Raw genomic sequence first — 20395 nt, 5'->3', positions numbered from 1 at the left:
TGCCGATCCGGTCCGCCCTAGCCATAGCGGCGCGCGCGCGGCAAGCCGGTCAGTCGATCCGGTGGCAATCATAGCCGCGCGTGACATAAGGGAAGTGGACCTCGTGCTTGCCGGCCAGTTCGGGCGTCGCGGCGATCATCGCGCGAACCTCCTCGACCAGGGCGTCGCGGCGATCGTCGGGCAAGGCGGCGATGAAACTGGTCGACAAGGTGCGGCCGACGATCACCTCCTCGGCGGTGCCGGCATGGTCGTAGTGCATCGCGGTTTCGTGGAGCGGCGTGAAGCCAGGCGCCGGGAACACGCCAAGCCACGCCTGGGATTTCTGGCGCGGGGCGTCGTCCTGATAGCGGTCGGTGATCTCCGACAATCGCCGCACCCAGGGAACCTCGATATCGCGCACGTTCCAGATCAGCCCGAGCGTACCGCCCGGACGCAGCACGCGATGGAATTCCGCGAGCGCCTGCGGAGTCGCGAACCAGTGGAAGGCGGTGGCGCAGATCACGGCATCGACCGACTCCGCGGCTATCGCCAACTCCTCGGCCGTGGCGATAGCGGTTGCGGCGCCCGGCACTGCCGCCGCGAGATGGGCAAGCATCTCCGCCACAGGATCAGTCGCGAGAACCTTGGCGCCGGTTTCCAGGATCAGGCGCGTGAACAGCCCGGTGCCTGCGCCGACTTCCACCACGCGGCTGTCCGGCCCGATTCCGATCCGGTCGCGAAGCCAGTCGAGCGCCTCGCCCGGATAGGCCGGCCTGCTCGCGGCATAAACGTCTGCGCCGTCCGCGAATCCGGTCGCGGCGGCGCGATGCACGCCGGCTGTCGTCACGGCGCGGGGCGCGGCGGCTGGGCCTCGGCAAGATAGAGCGCGAACTGGTCGTTGGGGTCGGTCCATTCGGCGATCGGCGTCCAGCCGCCCGATCGCAGCAGCAGACGCGCGTCGCGCGGTCCGTATTTGTGACTGTTCTCGGTGTGGATCGTCTCGCCCGCCGCCATCTCGAACGGTCGATCCTCGACCATGAACCGCACATCGCGCACGGCTTCCAAGTGCATTTCGATCCGCGCGCGATCGTCGTTCCAGATCGCACGGTGGCGGAATGCCTCGACCGGGATCGTCCCGTCGAGCTCGCGATTGATCCGTTCGAGCAGGTTGAGGTTGAACTGCGCGGTGACCCCGGCGGCATCGTCATAAGCGCGTTCGAGCACGCTTACGTCCTTGATCCGGTCCATCCCGATGAGCAGCATCGCGCCCTGGTCGAGCGACGCGCGCATCGCGCGCAGCAGGTCGGTCGACGACAAGGGGATCATGTTGCCGATCGTCGATCCCGGAAAGAAGCCCAGCTTGGGCGCCGTGCGGACTTGTTGCGGCAACGCGATCGGTTTGAGGAAATCGGCCTCGACCGGGAAGACCGGCAGGCCGGGGAATCTCTCAGCCAGCGCGCGCGAGGATTCGCGCAGGAAATCGCCCGAAATATCGATCGGCACATAGGCCGAAGGATCGAGCGCCTGGAGCACGATTGGTGTCTTGGTCGACGATCCTGACCCGAATTCCACCACCGCGCGGCCCGGTCCGACACGCTCGGCAATCTCTTCCGCGACCGAGCGCAGCAAAGCGGTCTCCGTCCGTGTCGGATAATATTCGGGCAATTCGGTGATCGCCTCGAACAATTCGGAGCCGCGATGATCATAGAACCAGCGCGCCGGAATCGCGCGCGGTCGTCGCGCCAGCCCGTCGATCACGTCGGCGCGGAAAGCAGGATCCGCGAAACTTCGAGTGCCGTCCTCGATTTCCTGTTTGAGCATCAGATATCCTTGGCAAGGCGCACGCCGGTGAACTGCCAGCGCTGATGGGGGTAGAAGAAGTTGCGGTAGCTGGCGCGGGCGTGACCGCGCGGCGTGGCGCACGATCCGCCGCGCAGCACGAACTGCCCGCTCATGAACTTGCCGTTATATTCGCCGACCGCGCCCTCGGCCGGGTGGAAGCCCGGATAAGGGCGATAGGCGCTGCCGGTCCATTCCCAGACGTCGCCGAAAAACGCGGGGCCGCCAGGGGAGGGACGTGGTTCAACCGGTCCGGCGACGTCGAGCTGATTGCCGCTGTCAGGATCGTAGGCCGCCGCGGCGGCTTCCCATTCGACTTCGGTCGGCAATCGCGCGCCGGCCCAACTGGCATAAGCATCCGCCTCGAAGAAGCTGACGTGCGTGACCGGCGCGGCGGGGTCGATCGGCCGCCGCCCGTCAAGCCCAAAGCGGGTCCAGGCGTCCTCGCGCTGTTCCCAATAAAGCGGCGCCGTCACGCCCTCGCGTTGCACCCAGGCCCAGCCGTCGGACAGCCAGTGGCGCGGCTCGGCATAGCCGCCATCGGCGATGAATGCGGCCCATTCGCCATTGGTCACGGTACGGTCGGCGATGGCATGCGGGTGGAGCAGCGCGCTGTGGCGCGGCCCTTCGCAATCGAACGCGAAATGCGGGCTGTCATGCCCGATCTCGACCACGCCGCCCGGATGCTCGATCCAGCCCAGCGCATCGGGCATGCCGACCGGTACCTTGCGTGCGCCCGGCCAGATCGCCGGCTCGATCGGATTTTCCGAAAACAGATGGAGGATGTCGGTCAGCAGCAATTCCTGATGCTGCTCCTCATGATGACAGCCGAGACGGACCAGTTCGCGCGCCTCTTCCGGCAATGTCGGCAACGCCGCCGCCAGCGCGGCGTCGACCGCGGCGCGATAGCCCAGCACCTCATCCAGGCTCGGCCGCGTCACCATGCCGCGCCGCGCGCGGCTGTGACGACGGCCCTCCGCCTCGTAATAACTGTTGAACAGGAACGGGAAGCGATCGTCGTGGAGCGTATAGCCGGGCACGAAATCGCGCAGCACGAACGTTTCGAAGAACCAGGTCGTATGCGCCAGATGCCATTTGGCTGGCGACGCATCCTCCATCGACTGCACCGTCGCGTCCGCGTCGGACAGCGGCGCGACGAGCGCCACGCTCAGTCCGCGCACCGCCGCATAACGGGCGCCAAGCGCTTCCGGAGTCGGGCGGAGGCCAAGTCGCGTTCTCATTATGTTCCTCTTTTCGGTCGTTTCGCCGACGGAGTCAATCGCTCACATAGGAAATACGGGCCGAAACCCAAGTGGGTCAGCGCGAGGCGCCAGGAACCCAAAGAACGTCGCTGGCGCCCAAATTGTTCAATCGCCGCGCGGCGACGAACAGCCAGTCGGACAGGCGATTGATATAGGTCAAGGCCTTGGGACTGAGCGCATTGTCGGCTGTAGCGGCGACCGCGCTGCGCTCGGCGCGGCGGACGATCGCGCGCGCCAAATGAAGCTGCGCCGCCCCGGCCGCTCCGCCGGGCAGGACGAAGCTGGTCAGCGGCGAAAGAGCGGCGTTCATCGCGTCGATCTCGCGCTCCAGCCGGTCGATCTGCTCGGACGTCACGCGCAACCCGCCGTCCATGTCGAGCGGCGTCGCGAGATCGGCGCCGAGGTCGAACAATTCGTTCTGGACGCGCCGCAAGGGTACCACGGTGCTCTCGTCGTCGATCGACACCAGCGCCACGCCAATCGCGCTGTTCGCCTCATCGACGTCGCCGATCGCCGCCATCAGCGGATCGGCCTTGGAGATGCGCCCGCCGCCGACCAGCCCGGTGGTGCCGTCGTCGCCGGTGCGCGTGTAGATCTTGTTGAGCTTGACCAACGGTCAGCCGCTCAATGCTGGCGGCCGACGAGCAACAATAACAGCACCGCGATCAGGATCGCTACCGCCTGAAAGATGATGCGGTACATCATCATCTGGTTCGACCGGATCGAGGTCGCGCTGGGGCCTTCGCCGCTCTTCACATCGTCGGTCGCGCCCTTGAGGAACAGGATGACGCCGCGGACCAAGGCGACGACGGTCGCGATCATCGCGGCGATCAGCAGGAGGGCGAGGAAAGTGGTCATGGGGTTTATCTAGGCTTGGTCGAGTGCGAAGCCAATGGGGAGGGGCGTTCATTTGGCGACCGCGCCGTTCGCCGGTCGGCGTTTTCTGAGCCCTCTCCCGCTTGCGGGAGAGGGTTTGGGTGAGGGTCTTCTTTCTTCCAAGCAGGTAGAACCAAAAAAGAAGAAAGAAGACCCTCACCTTCCCACCGCTTCGCGGCGGGCCCCTCCCTCTCCCGCTAGCGGGAGAGGGAGCAGCCAATGCGTTACTTAGCCGTCCTTGCCAGCGTATATTTCCCGTCCGCTACGCTTGGTCGAGCCTATATCCGAAAGGTAATTCACCGACCCGCAATCGCTCGACCAGCGCGATGCCATCCATCCCTTCGGCCCGCCAGTCAGCCAGCGTGGGCGCGCTATGGCGCTTGGCGAGGCGGTTGCCCTCGGCATCCAGCACTAGGCTATGATGCCGATAGCGCGGCTCGGGCAGACTGAGCACGGCTTGGAGCAGGCGATGCGCGTGGGTCGAGGGCATGATGTCGCGCCCGCGCACGATATGGGTGACGCCTTGCGCGGCGTCGTCGACCACCACAGCGAGGTGATAGCTCGCCGGGCGATCCTTGCCCTTGAGCACCAGGTCGCCGAGCAGTTGCGGATCGACCGGCGTCGTGCCGGCCAGTTCGTCGGTCCAGGCGAGCGGCCCCGCGCGCCGCGCCGCTTCGCCCGCATCGAGCCGCCAGGCGTAGGCCTCGCTGGCCATCCGCGCCGCGCGGGTCGCCGGATCGATCACTCGGCACGTGCCGGGGTAAAGCGGTCCGTCGGGACCATGCGGCGCGTGCAGGCTGGCGGCGACTTCGCGTGCGATCTCGGCGCGGGTGCAGAAACAGGGATAGGCGAGTCCGGCATCGCGCAATCGATCGAGCGCGGCATCGTACAGCGGCAACCGCTCGGATTGCACCGACATCGCATCCCAGCCGAGCCCGAGCCATTCGAGATCCTCGACAATACCGCCGACATGCTCGGGGCGGGACCGCGTCACATCGGTATCCTCGATCCTGAGCAGGAAGCACCCACCATGGTCGCGCGCGCGGTCGTGCGCCTGGATCGCCGACCAGGCGTGGCCCAAATGCAACCCTCCGGTCGGGCTCGGCGCGAAACGGCTGACGATCATCGCGGCGACTCTTGACCACGAGTCATGGCCTGTGCTGTCATCATGGCGTCATCCTGATCGGCTTTACGCCCGCCAGGAAAGCGAAGGGGGAAGGTGTGTTTCATCCCGACCTAATGCGACATCCGGACAGTTGCCCGGCGTTGGTGCTGAACGCGGATTATACCCCGCTCAGCTATTACCCGCTCTCCGTCTGGCCATGGCAGACCGCCGTCAAGGCGGTCTTTTTGGATCGGGTCGATATCGTCGCGCATTACGAACGCGAAGTGCGCAGTCCGACCTTCGCGTTGAAGCTGCCCAGCGTGATCGCGCTCAAGCAATATGTCCGGCCGAGCGCGTTCCCGGCCTTCACCCGGTTCAACCTGTTCCTGCGCGACCGTTTCCAATGCCAATATTGCGGCACGCACAAGGATCTCACCTTCGACCATGTCATCCCGCGCGCTTATGGCGGGCGCACGACGTGGGAGAATGTCGCCACCGCCTGCGCGCCGTGCAATCTGCGCAAGGGCGGGCGGACGCCGCGCGAGGCGAAGATGCCGCTGCATGTCGAGCCGATCCGCCCGACCAGCTGGCAATTGCAGGAACATGGGCGGAGTTTTCCGCCGAACCATCTGCACGATACGTGGCATGACTGGTTGTATTGGGATGTCGAGCTGGAGGCTTAGGGGCTGCGGCCCCGAAAACAGTCATTCCCGGGCATTATTCGAGCAAAATGACGCGGCTGGGTGAACTCAACCCGTCATGCCGGGCTCGTCCCGGCATCCACTGTGCGGCAGACCGAACGGCCTGAGTTCCTCGTCCTGCGCCGGCGGCACGGTGGATCCCGGCACAAGGCCGGGATGACGGTTGGGATATAGACGCTTGCTGATCTGTTTCATGCAAACGTATGCGCCCTCCGTGAGCGCATTTTGGAATAAAATGCCATGAGCGGGTCCGATAACGAAATGATTGACCCAAATCGCGCTGCAGTGCAGCAGGGCGACATGGCCGACCTCCCCACCATCACCAACAATCCCGACGTGCGGTTCCTGGGCAAATTGCTCGGCGACGTGATCCGCGCTTATGGCGGCGAGGCGCTGTTCAAGCGCACCGAATATATCCGGTCGGCCTCGGTCGATCGCCATCGCGGCGTCGGCGGCGATGTCGATCTCGGGCTCGACCGGCTGTCGCTCGACGAGACGCTCGATTTCGTTCGCGGTTTCATGCTGTTCTCGATGCTCGCCAACCTGGCCGAGGACCGGCAGGGCGTCGCCGCCGAGCCGGGCGCGGATGTCGCGGCGGCGCTGCAACGGCTGGCGGATGAGGGGATCGGCAAGGACAAGGTCATGCATCTGCTCGACCACGCTTTGGTCGCGCCCGTCCTGACCGCGCATCCGACCGAAGTGCGGCGCAAGTCGATGATCGACCATCGCAACCGCATCGCGCAATTGATGGCGCTGCGCGATCGCAAGGTGGCGACGACCCAGGAAGGCGACGATGTCGAGCAGGCGATCACGCGGCAGATCGCGCTCTTGTGGCAGACGCGCGTGCTGCGGCGCGAGCGGCTCTATGTCGCCGACGAGGTGGAGACCGCGCTCTCCTATCTGCGCGACGTGTTCCTGCCGGTGTTGCCCGGCCTCTATCAGCGCTGGGACCGCGCGCTCGGGGAACGTACGCCGAGCTTCCTCAAGCCGGGCAGCTGGATCGGCGGCGATCGCGACGGAAATCCCAATGTCGTCGCGGAATCGCTGACCGCGGCACTGGCCCGTTCGTGCGAGGCGGTCCTTGGCTATTATCTCGACGCGGTCCATGCGCTCGGCGCCGAATTGTCGATCTCGACCGATCATGCGCGAGTCAGCGATGAGTTGCTCCAGCTGGCGGCGGCGAGCGGCGACGATGCGCCGAGCCGCGACGACGAGCCGTATCGCCGCGCGTTGTCGGGGGTCTATGCCCGGCTCGCGGCGACGCATCGCGCGCTGACCGGCAAGTCCGCACCGCGTCCGGCCGCGCTCAAGGGCGAGGCTTATGCCGATCCGCAGGCGCTGCGCCGCGACTTGGTCATCATCGCTCACGCTTTGGCGGACGAAGGCGCGGGGCCGCTCGCCTCGGGCGGCGCGCTTGGCCGGCTGATCCGCGCGGTCGATACGTTCGGCTTCCATCTGGCGACGCTCGACCTGCGCCAGAACAGCGCGGTCCACGAACGCACCGTCGCCGAATTGCTCAAGGTTGCCGGGGTCGAGGCCGATTATATCGCGCTCGACGAAGCCGCGCGCGTGGCGCTGCTGCGCCGCGAACTCGCCAATGTCCGCCCATTGGTCAGTCCCTATGCGACCTATAGCGCCGACACCGCGTCCGAACTCGCGATCCTGCGCGCGGCGGCGGAGGCGCATGGCAAATACGGGCCGGCCTGCATCCGCCAATATATCGTCTCGATGGCGATGTCGGTCAGCGACCTGCTCGAAGTCCATCTGATGCTCAAGGAAGTGGGGCTCTATGTGCCCGGCGATCCGCCGACCGCGGCGATCATGGCGGTGCCGCTGTTCGAGACGGTCGGCGATCTGGAAGCGGCACCGGCGATCATGGCCGAGTGGTTCGCGCTGCCCGAAATCGCCGGGCTCGCGGTCGGGCGCGGCGTCCAGGAAGTGATGATCGGCTATTCGGACTCGAACAAGGATGGCGGCTATCTGACCTCGACCTGGCAATTGAGCCGAGCGTCGGAAGCGCTCGAGCCGGTGTTCGAACAGGCGCATGTCGGCATGCAATTGTTCCATGGCCGCGGCGGCGCGGTCGGCCGCGGCGGCGGGTCGTCCTTCGCGGCGATCCAGGCGCAGCCGCCGGGATCGGTCCAGGGGCGCATCCGCATCACCGAACAAGGCGAAGTGATCGCCGCCAAATACGGCACCCGCGAAAGCGCCACTACCAATCTCGAGGCGATGGCCGCTGCAACCCTGCTCGCCAGCCTCGCGCCTCCCGCGCTATCGGATGCTGATCGCAAGCGGTTCGGCACGGCGATGGACGAGCTGTCGGCGACAGCGTTCAAGGCCTATCGCGACCTGGTCTATGGAACCGAGGGCTTCCGCACTTTCTTCCGCGAAATGACCCCGATCGCGGAGATCGCCAATCTCAAGATCGGTAGCCGCCCGGCAAGCCGCAAGAAATCGGATGCGATCGAGGATCTGCGCGCGATCCCCTGGGTGTTCAGCTGGGCGCAGGCGCGCGTAATGCTGCCGGGCTGGTATGGGGTCGGACAGGCGCTGGCAGCGTTCGAGGACAAGGCGCTGTTGCGCGAAATGGCGCAAGCTTGGCCGTTCTTCGCGGCGACGCTCGACAATATGGAGCAAGTGATCGTCAAATCCGACATGGACATCGCCGAACGCTATTGCTCGCTGGTCAAGGACCGCGCGCTGGCCGACGCGATCTTCCCGCGCATCCGCGACGGCTGGAAATTGACCCGCGATGGCCTGCTCGACGCGACCGGACAATCGCGGCTGCTCGAAAGGAATCCTGGCCTCGATGCCTCGATCCGCTTGCGCCTGCCCTATATCGAGCCGCTCAACCTGCTCCAAATCGAGCTGATGAAGCGCCACCGTGCGGGGGAGGACGATCCACGGATCGGCGAAGGCATCCTGCTGTCGATCAATGCAATCGCCACGGCATTGCGAAATTCAGGCTGAAGACGCGTCTCTGGTTAACCAGCTTCTAACATCCTGCCGTTACTGCGGCGGGCGTGTCACGGCGCTGGTTCCTCCTTCGAACGCGTATTCCGGCAGGCTTCGGCCTGCTGGCGATGGTCGCGTCGTGCCTGCCCCAGGCCGGTGTACCGCTGCAAAGCACCCAGCGTCCGATCGCGACGGTGACGATGATCAATCGCCTCGCGCTCGACTTGCCGGCCGATATCGCTGCCAAGCTTCCGGCTTTGGTCGATGCGACGGTTTCCAATGCCGCGATCAGCGCCGCCCAGCCGCTGCTGGCGCTGTCGACGACGCGCAGCCCCGACGATGCCGCGCGCGCGATCGAATGCATGACCGCGGCGGTCTATTATGAAGCACGGTCGCAGAATGACGACGGCCAGCGCGCCGTCGCGCAGGTCGTGCTCAATCGCGTGCGCGATCGCGCCTTTCCCGACAGCGTGTGCGGCGTGGTCTATCAGGGATCGACCCGGCGCACCGGATGCCAGTTCAGCTTCACCTGCGACGGATCGATGGCGTTCCGCCGTGATCCCGCTTCCTGGGCGCATGCCCGCGACATCGCGGTTTCGGCGCTGTCCGGCCAGGTCTATGCGCCGGTCGGCTCGGCAACCTTTTATCACGCCAATTACGTGCTGCCCTGGTGGGCATCGAGCATGGATCGCATCGCGACGGTCGGCGCCCATATCTTCTACCGCTGGCGCGGCGGGCTGGAAGGCGCGCTCGCCAACAGCCAGAATTATTCGGGCCTGGAGCCCAGCGTCACTGGCCGCACAACGCCATGGCCAGGCGGCGACAGCGGCACTGCCCTCGCGGCAACCTATGCCGGCTTTAATGCGCAGGAAGTCGATTCGGGGGTGGTCGTCCATCGCGGCGGCGCGACCGCTCCTGCGCCCGAGACCGCGGCGCTGTCGGCCCCGGTTCCGGTCGCGCCGCTGCCGATGGGCAAGCGCATCCGTGTGAGCAGCGCGATGGCCTCGACGGGCAATGTCCGTGTCCATCGCGGCGTGGGGCCGGCGGATGCCGGCGATATGCCGGCCGATCTTCCGAGCGTTGATTAAGCGATCAAGCGGCGCGCATTGCTGCGCGCGGCTTCGGCCAAGCGGACCATAACGACGCTGCCCCGGCCAGGATGCCGATCGCGGCCAGCGCCGCTACCGGAACCCGGGTCAGCGCGGCAAAGGCCTCGATCCAGGCCGCGCTACGCCCGAAGCTTTCGACCAGAGCGGCCTGCGCAACGGTGATCGCGGCGACCGTCAGGAACGGCCTCCGGCTGCGGGGATAGGCCAGAGCGAGCAGGACGGCGACCACGCCGGCGCCCAATTCGGCGGTCAGGTAAGCGGCATCGAACGGGCTCAGCCCGGGAACGGCCATTGGCGGCAACAGCCGGGTCACGATCGGCGGCAAGACCAGCAACAAAGTCGATAACATGTAGCCGGCATGCAGCCAGACCTGGCGGCGATCGAGCAACGCGGCGCGGACGAAGAACAGGAGCGCGATACTGGCGATCGCGTCGTCGAGCCCCAGCATCGCGCCGAACGGGGCGTAGAAGGGATGCCCGGCGAGTGCTTTCGCCGCCATGCTCTGCATTGCCAGCAGCGCGCCCGCCATGAACAGCGGCACGACGGCGAACACCGCCAGGCCGGCCGTGCGATGAAGGGCATTGCGTCGCTGATGGATCGACCAATGCTGAAAGAAGACCAGGGCGATCCACAAGGCGGCGGTGAGGCCGTGGGCATGAAGCGCGAATGCGGCGTGCGGCAGGTCATGGAGATATTGCGGCCAGAACGCGACCGCGATCATCGGCACCAGCAGCAGCAACGCCCATCCGGCATGACGAAACGGCATGTGTCCCCCTTAACCGTCACCCCAGCGAAAGAGTATCGGGTTGAGCATGCCCCGCATGCTCAAGGATCGTCCGGGGGACGATCCGACCCGATGCTGGTCTCAAGCATATCGCGCTTCTGCTTGAGATCCCAGCTTTCGCTGGGATGACGGGTGGAAGGTCAGGCCGCGCCCTCCAGTTCAAGCAGGAAGGCTTTGCCTTCCAAGCCCCCGGCAAAGCCGGTCAGCGCGCCGTTGGTGCCGATCACGCGATGGCAGGGCGCCACGATCGAGATCGGATTCTTGCCGTTCGCCGCACCCACCGCGCGGAACGCGGTCGGGCGGCCGAGCTGGCGGGCGATCTCGGCATAGGACCGCGTCTCGCCGAACGGGATGGTCAGCAATGCCGCCCACACGCTCTTCTGGAAATCGGTGCCGTGGAAATCGAGCGGCAGGTCGAAATGGGTGCGCGTGCCAGCGAAATAGTCGCTCAACTGGCGCATTGTCTCGACCAGCACCGGGTGGTCGGCCTGTTCGGTCATCGCGCCCAGCCGGACGCGATCGGGATCGTCATTCTCCCACAGGATCGCGGCTAGCCCGCGGTCGCTCGCGACGAGCTTGAGCATGCCGACCGGGGAGGCGTAGCTGGTGAAAGCAAAGGTCATGGCTTGGTCCTTCGTGGCTTGGACCAAGGATCTAGGCGCGCCACCGACCGCCGGCTTCCCGGCCCTTGCGCTCAATGCCATTTAGCGTCCAATCCCCATGCGCTGCAGCTCCTTATGCCCTTCCATCTGGTGCTTGATCGCGCCGGCGAGATGCAGGACGAACAATAGGTAGACCAGATAGGCGATCAACTCGTGCGCTTCGCCGAAAGTGGAATGGATCCATTCTTTGGTGTCAGGCGCCATGCTCATGATGAAGCCCAGCCGCGGCCATTCGAACGTGCCGAAGAACAGCATCGGATGCGTCGCCGCGTCCTTCCATGCCGAATCCATCACCCACCCGGTGATCGGCATCGCCAGGATGACGACATAGAGCCCCCAATGGACGATATGCGCCGAGATCCGCTCCCATGGCTTGTAGCGGGCGGGAAAGGGAGGCGGCTTGTGCCCGATCCGCCACAACAGCCGCAGGATGGCGAGCGCCAGAATGGTGACGCCGGTCGATTTGTGGATGTCGATCATCGGCCGGACATATTCGCCGATCGCGTCGTTATGATCGCCGAGCGGCCAGACCCAGGCAAGGGTGACGTTGGTCACCACGCCGATCGCGATCAACCAGTGCAACCAGATTGCGGTTTTCGTGAACCGTTCGTTCTCCACGACGTACTCCCGTAAGCAATTACCATTCCGGCTAGTCCGGCGCCGTAACGAACGCTAGGGATATGGCGCCCCCAAATGAAGTCGTGTTCTCCATGATTCAGCGTACCCCGGCGGACGCGCTCGCCCAGTCCTTCGCCAAGCTTTCCCCGCGCCTCAATCCCCGCCGCGTGGGGTGGCCGAGCCGCGGGGTGACGGCACTCGTATATGTGGCTTTCGCCGCCTTGGTGGTTCAGGCGTTCCTGCGCCAGGGCTTCCTGGTCTGGTCGGTCGGCGTCGGCTATATCCTCTATGACACCGCGCTGTTGATCTTCACCGCAGTGCAGATCTGGCCGCTGCGCCACGGTGCGCGACCCGCACCCCCGTCCGACGCCCGGTCCAGCCTCGCCATCATCGTCGCGGCGCGCAACGAAGCCGCGGTGCTCGACGTGACGATCGATCGCCTGGCCGCGCAGAAGGACGCGCCCGATCTGATCCTGATCGCCGATGACGGATCGGACGACGCGACGCCGGAGACGCTCGCGCGCTATGGCCTAGAGCAGCCAGCGCTGGGCACGATCAGCCCGCCGGCGCCCGGCCTGCCGTCGCTACGCTGGCTGCGGCTGCCGCATGGCGGGAAAGCGCGCGCGCTCAACGCCGCGATCCTGCATGTCAGTGAAGAGATCGTCGTCACGGTCGATGCCGATACGTTGCTCGAGCCCGGCGCGATCGCCGCGATGCGCAACGCCTTCGCCGCCGAACCCGAACTGGTCGCCGCAACCGGCGTGATCCGCCCGATGTGCGGGCCCAGCCTGTCCGGCCGGCTGTTCGAGTGGTTCCAGACCTATGAATATGTCCGCAACTTCCTGTCGCGTTACGCCTGGGAGCGACTGAACGGCCTGCTGCTGGTGTCGGGCGCGTTCGCCGCGTTCCGGACCAGGGCAGTGGTCGAGGTCGGCGGGTTCGATCCCGATTGCCTGGTCGAGGATTACGAGCTGATCCATCGCCTGCACCGCGTCGCGCACGACACGGGTCGCGATTGGCAAGTCCGGGTGGTCGGCGACGCGCTCGCCTCGACCGACGCGCCGGCGACGCTTCCCGCGTTCCTGCGCCAGCGCCGCCGCTGGTTCGGCGGGTTCCTGCAGACGCAGCATTGGAACCGCGACATGGTTGCCAATGGGCATTTCGGGAAGCTCGGCACCGCGATGCTGCCGGTCAAGGCGGCCGATACGGTGCAGCCGGTGTTCGGCCTGACCGCGTTCGTCATCCTGCTGGTGGTGCTGTTCAGCGGCCGCTTCCACATCGTGCTGCCGATCCTGATCATCATGGCGGTCAAGATCCTGGTCGACCTGACCTTCCATCTGACCTCGCTCCACCTCTATTCGCGCTGGACCGGCCAGACCAAGGGGCTGCGTTTCGGGCCGGCACTGGCGGCGGCAGTGCTCGAGCCGTTCAGTTTCCAGCTATTCCGCCACTGGGGCGCGATCCTGGGCTGGAAGGCGTTCCTGACCGGCCGCGAGACCTGGGCAAGGCAGAGCCGGACGGCGATCGCCGAGGTGAAGCGGGAAGGGTGAGGCGTGGCTGCCGGTTGCCGCGCCGTATACGTGAGGAAGAAGTCATTGGTGGGGCGCTTTTTGGTTTTGAACGTCTGGAAGTGGAGGGTTTCCAGTCGGGCAGGTTTTAGAGAATAGCCGCGCAAAAGCGGCCACTCGCCTTACTCGGTCGGGTGCATTCGTTCCCAGGTAATGAAGTGCGGTAATGGAGTTGCTGAGGCGTAGGCCATGAAGACTTCGAGCACCTCCTCAAATTCGAAGATGTCGTCGGCGCGCGTCGCCATGTCAGGGTCGTCATTCCGGTGTGCCGCGCGGAAATGTTGCCGGCTACTCCCTTCTCTCTTCTCTACCGCATAACCACCCTTGCGGGAGGCGGTTTGGATATAGGTCTCGGGGCCGGACTCCAAGATCACAAAACTTCCCGCGCCAACTCCGATCAAGGCGTCGTGAATTGCGCTCGGCTTGATCATTCCTGTAAACCTCTCCCCTTCGACACTCAGCGTAAGCCCTTTCGAGATCGTCACTGCGGCTGACTTTCGTCGAGGCGTTCGGTCAGAAGAGGCCGCAGCATCGCGAATAAAACGGACCAGCGGCTCGGCCTCCCTCCTGTCTTTGTGCGCGGACCAATAGATGAACGGCCCACCAAAAAGGAAGACAGCCGCGATGACCAGTAATTGACGAAGCGATGCTGATCCCTCGGCGATCAATTCATGTACTATGAACGCCATTAGCGGGATCAGGAGCGAAAACATAACGACGCCGTTGAGGTCAGAGCCAGCTCGACCGCGCACACGCGTCCCGACACCGTCGCCCGAAATAACTCCGAACAACATAGGACCATTTTGGTCGAAAGCACTGAGCCAGAGGCATATAAATGGTCCGGCAATCCAGCCGCGAGCGCCGTTCTTAGGATCGAACCAACCTTTCTTGCGTGACCGGATGGCCGCCGCTACCTCAGCCGCTGAATGCGGCGACCTGACTTCGAAACGGTACCCGAACGGTTGAAAATGCATGAAGAGCTTACCCCCGATAGCGTCGCTGCCCGGCATTCTTGAAAGCTGAATCGATGACCGCTTTCAGACAAGCGTAAGGCAGCGCTTAACGGCGTGGAATGGTCGATAGCGGACACGCGATGCAAAGCGAATGACGAACCTGGGTGAATCTCTTTCAGGGCACGGGCGACGGAGCGATCGGATCCGTTGCGCGATAACTGATCGCAGCCCCATTGGATGTCGCCAATTGCTTGAAGACGCGCGCACGGGATGCCCGGGCGATCAGGAGATGGCCAGGGCCGGTCCAGACAACATTGGTCCAGATCGTCCCGCGCTTCCCGCCCGCCGCTCCTCCATCGTCGGCTACGAACACCTCTTGCGCGTCGTCCTGCGGTAGGCCGGCCCGGCCGACGCGGACGACGGTCGCGAAATCGGTGGTGGCGCCGCAATTGCGCGATTCGGTGACGGCGTAACGATCGCTGCCGGGGTCGCGGGCCACCTGTACGACGTCCGACGTGCAGAGCTGCGCTTGGCTGCAGCTGCCCAACCCGGCGATCAACGGGAGCAGGTATCTCCTCATGACGATGGTATGCACGACTTCACACGAACGAAGAAGATCGGGACAGAACCGCGCCGTCCTTCCAGTCATCTCCGGAGAAAAAGCGAAGAGCGAGCACCCAGACCGATCCTAAACCCTGCCTGTACGGCCGGTTCAGGGCTGGCCAAGGTTGCGGCTGATACATCCCGTCGGGTCAGCACCGACAGGAGGTTGTAATGACGCGTACCATGATGTTTCTTTCGACGGCGGTGGCGGGTAGCCTCCTTGCCTTCCTGCCCACCACTGCCTCGGCGCAGCGCTGGGGCTCGTATGGCGACGGCTATCGGCACTACGGCTATAATGACGGCTATTATCGCGATGGCGGGCGCGACCATTGGCGCGAACGCCGCGAGCGTTGGGAAGCGCGGCGGCGCTGGGAGCGCGAGCGCGAATGGCGCCGCGAGCATCGCCATCACCGGCGCTACTGGGGCTATGACGACTACCGCTATTAAATGATGCGGCGCGGCGCGGGCTCCCAAGCTCGCGCCGCGAGCGTCGCCGTTGCGTCACACGGAACTGCGGCGTCAGTCGAGAAACGGCGCCGCAAGCTCGGGCCTGACCCGCATCAGGCGGCCCGTCGCCCGGTCGATCAGCGCCCAGGTCGTGACCGCCTCGACCTTCACTTTCCCATCCGCGCCGGTGAACCGGACATGGCGGTCGAACCGCGCGCCTTGCGGCGGCTCCGACACCCAGGTCTCGGCTGTCACCGTCTCTCCGACCGACACGTTGCCGCGATAATCGATCTCGTGCCGCGTCACGACCCAGATCATGGCGTCGCGCTGTTCAGGCGTGGCGATCGTGTTCCAATGCGCCACCGCAATATCCTGGATCCACTTCACCCAGACCGCATTGTTGACATGGCCGAGTTCGTCGATGTCCGCCTCGGTCGCGGTGATGGGGTAACTTAGCCCCGCCATCTCAATAGTCGTCACCCCGGACTTGTTCCGGGGTCCAAATCTCCGCAACGGAATCCCGCCGTTGTTGCGCGTTGGATGCCGGAACAAGTCCGGCATGACGGTGTGAGGCCTTCACTCCTCGACCCCCATTTGCCACAACACGAAGCAATGCTCCTCGGCGCCTTCGTACAGGCTGTCGAACCGCCCCGACTTGCCGCCATGGCCTGCGCCCATATTGGTCTTGAGCAGCAATAGATTGTCGTCGGTCTTGGTCGCACGCAGCTTCGCCGCCCATTTGGCTGGCTCCCAATAGGTCACGCGCGGGTCGTTGAGTCCTCCGCTGATGAACATCGGCGGATAGGCCTGGGCAGTGACATTGTCGTAGGGCGAATAGGAGCGGATCAGCTCGAACGCCGCCTTGTCCTCGATTGGATTGCCCCATTCGGGCCATTCGCCGGGAGTCAGCGGCAAGCTGTCGTCGAGCATCGTGTTGAGCACGTCGACGAACGGCACGTCGGCGATCACCGCGCCCCACAGATCGGGGTCCGAATTGACCACTGCGCCCATCAATTCGCCGCCCGCCGAGCGGCCGGCGATGGCGATCTTGCCGGCGCAGGTCCAGCCATCCGCCACCAGCGCGTTCGCCACATCGACGAAGTCGTTGAACGTGTTGCTGCGCTTTTCGAGCTTGCCGTCGTGATACCATTGCTGGCCGAGATCGTCGCCGCCGCGAATATGCGCGATGGCATAAGCGAAGCCGCGGTCGAGCAGCGACAGCCGCCCGGTCGAGAAGCCCGGCGGGATGGCGTAACCGTACGCGCCATAAGCGTAGAGGAAGAGCGGGCGCGACCCGTCTTTCGGAAAGTCCTTGGGATAGACGATCGACACCGGCACTTCGGTGCCGTCGCGCGCCTTTATCTTGAGCCGCTCGGTATCGTATTTGTCGGCGTCGTAGCCCGAGGGGATCTCCTGGACCTTGAGCGTGGTCATCTCACCCGTCGCGACGTCATAGTCGTAGACCGTTCCCGGCGTGACCATCGATTCGTAGCCGAGCCGGATGACCGGCATGTCATATTCCGGATTGTCGCCCAGCCCAGCGGTGTAGCTCGCCTCCGGAAACGTGATCCGCTGCGGCGCGATGGCCGGGTCGTAACGATGGATCCAGATCTGATCGAGCCCGTCCTCGCGCCCCTCGACGACGAAATAGTCGCGATAGCATTCGACCCCGGTCATGTAGAAATGCTCCGACGGCGGGATCAGCTCGCTCCAATTGCCCGGATTGGCAATCGGCGCGGTGCACAGGCGCCACATCGGATCGGTGTCGTTGGTGTGGATGTAGAGCGTGTCGCCATGCGTCTCGACATCATATTCGCGGTCGGTCTTGCGCGGCGCGACGCAGATCGGCTTGGCCATCGGGTCGCTTGCCGGGAGCAAATAGACTTCGCTGGTGACATGATCGCCCGTGGCGATGACGATCCATTTGCGGTCGCTGGTCTCGCTGACCCCGACCCGGAAGCCTTCGTCATCCTCGTGATAGAGTTCCACGTCGGCCGTGGGATCGGTGCCGAGCTTGTGCAGTCGGGCATTGTCGGTGCGCCATTGCTCGTTGGCCAGGCCATAGAGAAACGCGCTGTCGTCGGCGGTCCAGACGATCTCCGACAGCATGCCCGGGATGGTGTCGGGCAGATGCTCGCCGGTCGCCAGGTTCCTGACCCGGATGGTGAAACGCTCCGAGCCGCTGTCGTCGATCGCATAGGCGAGCAGCTTGCCGTCGTTCGACACCGAAAAGGCGCCGAGGCGGAAATATTCCTTGCCTTCGGCGAGCGCGGGTTCGTCGAGCAGCAAATCGTCGGGACCGCCCGCGACGGGCTTGCGCCACCATTTGCGATACTGGCCGCCGGTCTCGTACGCGGTCCAATAGAGCCAGTCGCCGTCCTTTTGCGGGACCGAGGCATCGTCCTCTTTTATCCGCCCCTTCATCTCTTCGTAGAGCCGGTCGGTCAGCGGCTTGTGCGGCGCCATCATTGCCTCGAAATAGGCGTTCTCCGCCTCGAGATAGGCGAGCACATCCTTGTCTTTCACGTCAGGATAGCTGGGGTCCTTGAGCCAGGCCCAGGGGTCCTCGATCATGATGCCGTGGGTGGTGAAGGAGTGCGGACGGATCGCCGCGACGGGCGGCTTGGGCTGGTCGGTCATGGCACCGACATAGCGACGCCGCGGCACTTGTCGAAGGCCTTGCGTGACGGGAAAGGCAGGCACACGCCTGTCCCGTTCTGCCACAGCGCCGGGCGTTGTGTTCCCGCCGCGCGTATCGTCGCTTGACCTCTGCGTCTCGCGCGCAAATGTGCGCCATTGCGCTTTTCGCGCGTTAACCACCCTGTCGTCCCGGGGACGCCGCCGATGGAAATAGCCTGATGTCCACTTATGCCGACCGCCTTACTGCTCTTCGCGAGCAATTGAAGCGCGAGCGCCTCGACGGTTTCGTCGTGCCGCTGACCGACGAACACATGTCCGAATATGTCGGCGCCTATGCGCAGCGGCTGGCCTGGCTGACCGGGTTCCAGGGATCGGCAGGGACCGCGGTGGTGTTGCCGGCGGAAGCGGCGATCTTCACCGACGGGCGCTACACGCTCCAGGTGCGCGAGCAGGTCGACGGCGATCACTGGCAATTCGTCGGCGTGCCGGAGACCAGCGTGTCCGATTGGCTCGGCCGCCATGCCGGACAGGGCGCGCGGATCGGCTACGATCCCTGGCTGCACACTTCGGCCTGGGTGAAGGAAGCCGAAAAGGCGCTGGCGGCGAAGGGTGCGACGCTGGTCGCGGTCGACACCAATCCGGTCGACGCGGTGTGGCCCGATCGTCCGGCACCATCGGACGCGCGGCTGGTCGTTCAGCCCGATGCGCTCGCGGGCAAGTCCTCGGCGGAAAAGCGCGCCGATATCGTCGACTGGCTGACCGAACAGCAGGCCGATGCGGTCGTGCTGTCGGCGCTCGATTCGATTGCCTGGACGCTCAATGTGCGCGGCGCCGATGTCGATCGCACGCCGGTCGCGCTCGCTTATGCCATCGCCAATGCCGATGGCACGGTCGACCTTTATGTCGCGCCCGAGAAGATGAGCGACGAGGTCGCCGCGCATCTCGGCAATGCGGTGCGCGTCCATGACCGCAACGATTTCGCGCCGGCGCTGGCGGCTTATGGCGGCAAGCGCGTCGCTGCCGACCCGGAACGCGCTGTGGCGGCGATCTTCGACGGGCTGCAGCGCGGCGGGGCGACGGTGCTCGCATTGCGCGACCCGGTGGTGCTGGCCAAGGCGATCAAGAACCCGGCCGAGGCAGCAGGGCATCGCGCCGCGAGCGTGCGCGACGGCGCGGCACTGACCCGCTTCCTCAAATGGTGCGAGGAGGCGCTGCCCAAGGGGACCGAGACCGAATTGTCCGCGGCGGCCAAGCTGCAGGAGTTGCGCGAAGCGACCGGTCTACTCAAGGATCTGAGCTTCGACACGATCTCAGCGACCGGCCCGCACGGCGCGAGCCCGCATTACCGTGTCGACGAAGACTCGAACCTCAAGATCGAGACTGGCCAGCTCTACCTGGTCGATTCGGGCGGGCAATATGCCGACGGCACCACCGACGTGACGCGCGTCGTGCCGGTAGGCGAGCCGACCCCGGAGATGCGCGACCGCTTCACTCGCGTGCTGCAGGGCCATATCGCGCTCGCCACCGCGGTGTTCCCCGAAGGCACCAATGGCGGTCAGCTCGACAGTTTCGCGCGCCGGCCCTTGTGGGAGGCCGGTCTCGATTTCGCGCACGGCACCGGCCATGGCGTCGGCTCGTACCTTGCGGTGCACGAAGGGCCGCAGCGCATCGCCAAGCCCAATTATCCCGGCGGTGGTCCGGCCGAGCCGCTTCGTCTCGGCATGATCATCTCGAACGAGCCGGGTTATTACAAAGCGGGCGAATACGGTATCCGCATCGAGAATCTCGTGCTGGTCGAGCGGCGCGACATTCCCGGCGCCGAACAGCCGATGATGGGGTTCGAGACGCTGACCTTCGCGCCGATCGAGCGCCGGCTGATCGAGCCGGCGATGCTGACCCAGGCCGAGCGTGCGTGGCTCGACGCCTATCATGGCCGCGTGCTCGACGTGCTGGGGCCGGAGCTCGGTGCCGACGAACGGGCGTGGCTGTTGGCGAAGTGCGCGCCGATCGGGGGATAAAGGGCCGCTCCGAAATCTCATCCGGCGCCTGCAGATTTGAGACGGTGGAGGACCATGCTCGATCGTCATGCCGGGCTCGTCCCGGCATCCACTGTGCAGGTTAGCGCGTAGCAGGAGCTTCTTTTCCTGGGCTTGCCGCCCGGTGGCGTTCGAGCGAGATCGTGTCCCCCGCACACGATCTTGGCTTGCCGGGGGCAAGCCAAAGCTCGAACGGGCACAAGGCCGGGGTGACGCAGTCAGTGGCGTCGAACGGACGACGTTCAGCTCGTCCGCGTT

Annotated in this window: 19 protein-coding genes; 6 read left to right on the top strand and 13 right to left on the bottom strand. The window is 65.2% G+C overall.

Going from position 1 to position 20395, the window contains the following annotated elements; translation table 11 throughout:
• Window positions 1-49: 49 nt before the first annotated feature.
• From AC1DQQ_RS08750 to gluQRS, 6 genes are all read right to left on the bottom strand, one after another.
• Window positions 50-826, bottom strand: a complete 777-nt coding sequence (locus AC1DQQ_RS08750; RefSeq protein ID WP_478044882.1) for a class I SAM-dependent methyltransferase — start codon at window positions 824-826, stop codon at window positions 50-52.
• Window positions 823-1800 carry an L-histidine N(alpha)-methyltransferase gene (egtD, locus tag AC1DQQ_RS08745; protein WP_478044881.1) on the bottom strand — a complete coding sequence of 326 codons (978 nt, stop codon included), beginning with the start codon at window positions 1798-1800 and terminating at the stop codon, window positions 823-825. The genes AC1DQQ_RS08750 and egtD overlap by 4 nt, the downstream gene beginning before the upstream one ends.
• Entirely contained in the window at window positions 1800-3059 is a 1260-nt protein-coding gene (gene egtB, locus AC1DQQ_RS08740; protein WP_478030601.1) for an ergothioneine biosynthesis protein EgtB, read from the bottom strand. Before egtB ends, egtD begins: the two co-directional genes overlap by 1 nt.
• A gap of 76 nt (window positions 3060-3135) precedes the next feature.
• Complete coding sequence (locus AC1DQQ_RS08735) at window positions 3136-3693, bottom strand: cob(I)yrinic acid a,c-diamide adenosyltransferase (protein WP_478030599.1); 558 nt, start codon at window positions 3691-3693, stop codon at window positions 3136-3138.
• An 11-nt stretch (window positions 3694-3704) separates the two neighbouring features.
• Window positions 3705-3938, bottom strand: coding sequence for a twin transmembrane helix small protein (locus tag AC1DQQ_RS08730; protein ID WP_478044879.1), 234 nt, complete (start codon window positions 3936-3938; stop codon window positions 3705-3707).
• A gap of 280 nt (window positions 3939-4218) precedes the next feature.
• Window positions 4219-5082, bottom strand: coding sequence for a tRNA glutamyl-Q(34) synthetase GluQRS (gluQRS, locus tag AC1DQQ_RS08725; protein ID WP_478044878.1), 864 nt, complete (start codon window positions 5080-5082; stop codon window positions 4219-4221).
• 95 nt (window positions 5083-5177) lie between these two features.
• On the opposite strand from gluQRS, the gene AC1DQQ_RS08720 reads away from it, so the two are divergent.
• From AC1DQQ_RS08720 to AC1DQQ_RS08710, 3 genes are all read left to right on the top strand, one after another.
• Complete coding sequence (locus AC1DQQ_RS08720) at window positions 5178-5744, top strand: HNH endonuclease (RefSeq protein ID WP_066810247.1); 567 nt, start codon at window positions 5178-5180, stop codon at window positions 5742-5744.
• Between the two features lie 318 nt (window positions 5745-6062).
• Window positions 6063-8732 carry a phosphoenolpyruvate carboxylase gene (gene ppc / locus AC1DQQ_RS08715; RefSeq protein ID WP_478044876.1) on the top strand — a complete coding sequence of 890 codons (2670 nt, stop codon included), beginning with the start codon at window positions 6063-6065 and terminating at the stop codon, window positions 8730-8732.
• Between the two features lie 53 nt (window positions 8733-8785).
• Window positions 8786-9805: a cell wall hydrolase gene (locus AC1DQQ_RS08710; RefSeq protein WP_478044874.1), complete on the top strand. Its 1020-nt coding sequence runs from the start codon at window positions 8786-8788 to the stop codon at window positions 9803-9805.
• Window positions 9806-9809: 4 nt separating this feature from the next.
• On the opposite strand, the gene AC1DQQ_RS08705 is transcribed toward AC1DQQ_RS08710, so the two are convergent.
• From AC1DQQ_RS08705 to AC1DQQ_RS08695, 3 genes are all read right to left on the bottom strand, one after another.
• Window positions 9810-10592, bottom strand: coding sequence for a hypothetical protein (locus AC1DQQ_RS08705; RefSeq protein ID WP_478044873.1), 783 nt, complete (start codon window positions 10590-10592; stop codon window positions 9810-9812).
• Between the two features lie 158 nt (window positions 10593-10750).
• On the bottom strand, window positions 10751-11233 hold the full coding sequence (locus AC1DQQ_RS08700) for a methylated-DNA--[protein]-cysteine S-methyltransferase (RefSeq protein WP_478044872.1): 483 nt from the start codon (window positions 11231-11233) through the stop codon (window positions 10751-10753).
• Between the two features lie 81 nt (window positions 11234-11314).
• The gene (locus AC1DQQ_RS08695; protein WP_478030587.1) at window positions 11315-11890 is read right to left on the bottom strand and encodes a cytochrome b; all 576 of its coding nucleotides are present in this window, start codon (window positions 11888-11890) and stop codon (window positions 11315-11317) included.
• A gap of 92 nt (window positions 11891-11982) precedes the next feature.
• Between AC1DQQ_RS08695 and AC1DQQ_RS08690 the strand changes: the two genes are divergently transcribed.
• Window positions 11983-13440, top strand: a complete 1458-nt coding sequence (locus tag AC1DQQ_RS08690) for a glycosyltransferase family 2 protein (protein ID WP_478044870.1) — start codon at window positions 11983-11985, stop codon at window positions 13438-13440.
• A gap of 140 nt (window positions 13441-13580) precedes the next feature.
• Here the strand turns inward: AC1DQQ_RS08690 and AC1DQQ_RS08685 are convergent, their stop codons facing one another.
• Both AC1DQQ_RS08685 and AC1DQQ_RS08680 read right to left on the bottom strand, forming a co-directional pair.
• Window positions 13581-14468, bottom strand: coding sequence for a hypothetical protein (locus tag AC1DQQ_RS08685; RefSeq protein WP_478044869.1), 888 nt, complete (start codon window positions 14466-14468; stop codon window positions 13581-13583).
• Between the two features lie 118 nt (window positions 14469-14586).
• Entirely contained in the window at window positions 14587-14991 is a 405-nt protein-coding gene (locus AC1DQQ_RS08680) for a hypothetical protein (protein WP_478044868.1), read from the bottom strand.
• Between the two features lie 194 nt (window positions 14992-15185).
• Here AC1DQQ_RS08680 and AC1DQQ_RS08675 point away from each other — a divergent pair, with 194 nt between their 5' ends.
• Entirely contained in the window at window positions 15186-15461 is a 276-nt protein-coding gene (locus AC1DQQ_RS08675; protein ID WP_478044867.1) for a hypothetical protein, read from the top strand.
• Window positions 15462-15533: 72 nt separating this feature from the next.
• On the opposite strand, the gene AC1DQQ_RS08670 is transcribed toward AC1DQQ_RS08675, so the two are convergent.
• Together AC1DQQ_RS08670 and AC1DQQ_RS08665 are read right to left on the bottom strand one after the other, a co-directional pair.
• Window positions 15534-15926, bottom strand: a complete 393-nt coding sequence (locus AC1DQQ_RS08670; RefSeq protein WP_478031358.1) for an acyl-CoA thioesterase — start codon at window positions 15924-15926, stop codon at window positions 15534-15536.
• Between the two features lie 111 nt (window positions 15927-16037).
• Window positions 16038-18101, bottom strand: a complete 2064-nt coding sequence (locus AC1DQQ_RS08665) for a S9 family peptidase (RefSeq protein ID WP_478044866.1) — start codon at window positions 18099-18101, stop codon at window positions 16038-16040.
• A gap of 218 nt (window positions 18102-18319) precedes the next feature.
• Here AC1DQQ_RS08665 and AC1DQQ_RS08660 point away from each other — a divergent pair, with 218 nt between their 5' ends.
• Window positions 18320-20119: an aminopeptidase P family protein gene (locus AC1DQQ_RS08660; RefSeq protein WP_478044864.1), complete on the top strand. Its 1800-nt coding sequence runs from the start codon at window positions 18320-18322 to the stop codon at window positions 20117-20119.
• Window positions 20120-20395: the final 276 nt, after the last annotated feature.

This window comes from Sphingomonas sp. P4_G3, assembly GCF_056401105.1.
The sequence above is the reverse complement of the archived record's forward strand: the minus strand, read 5'-3'. Positions and strand labels throughout refer to the sequence as shown.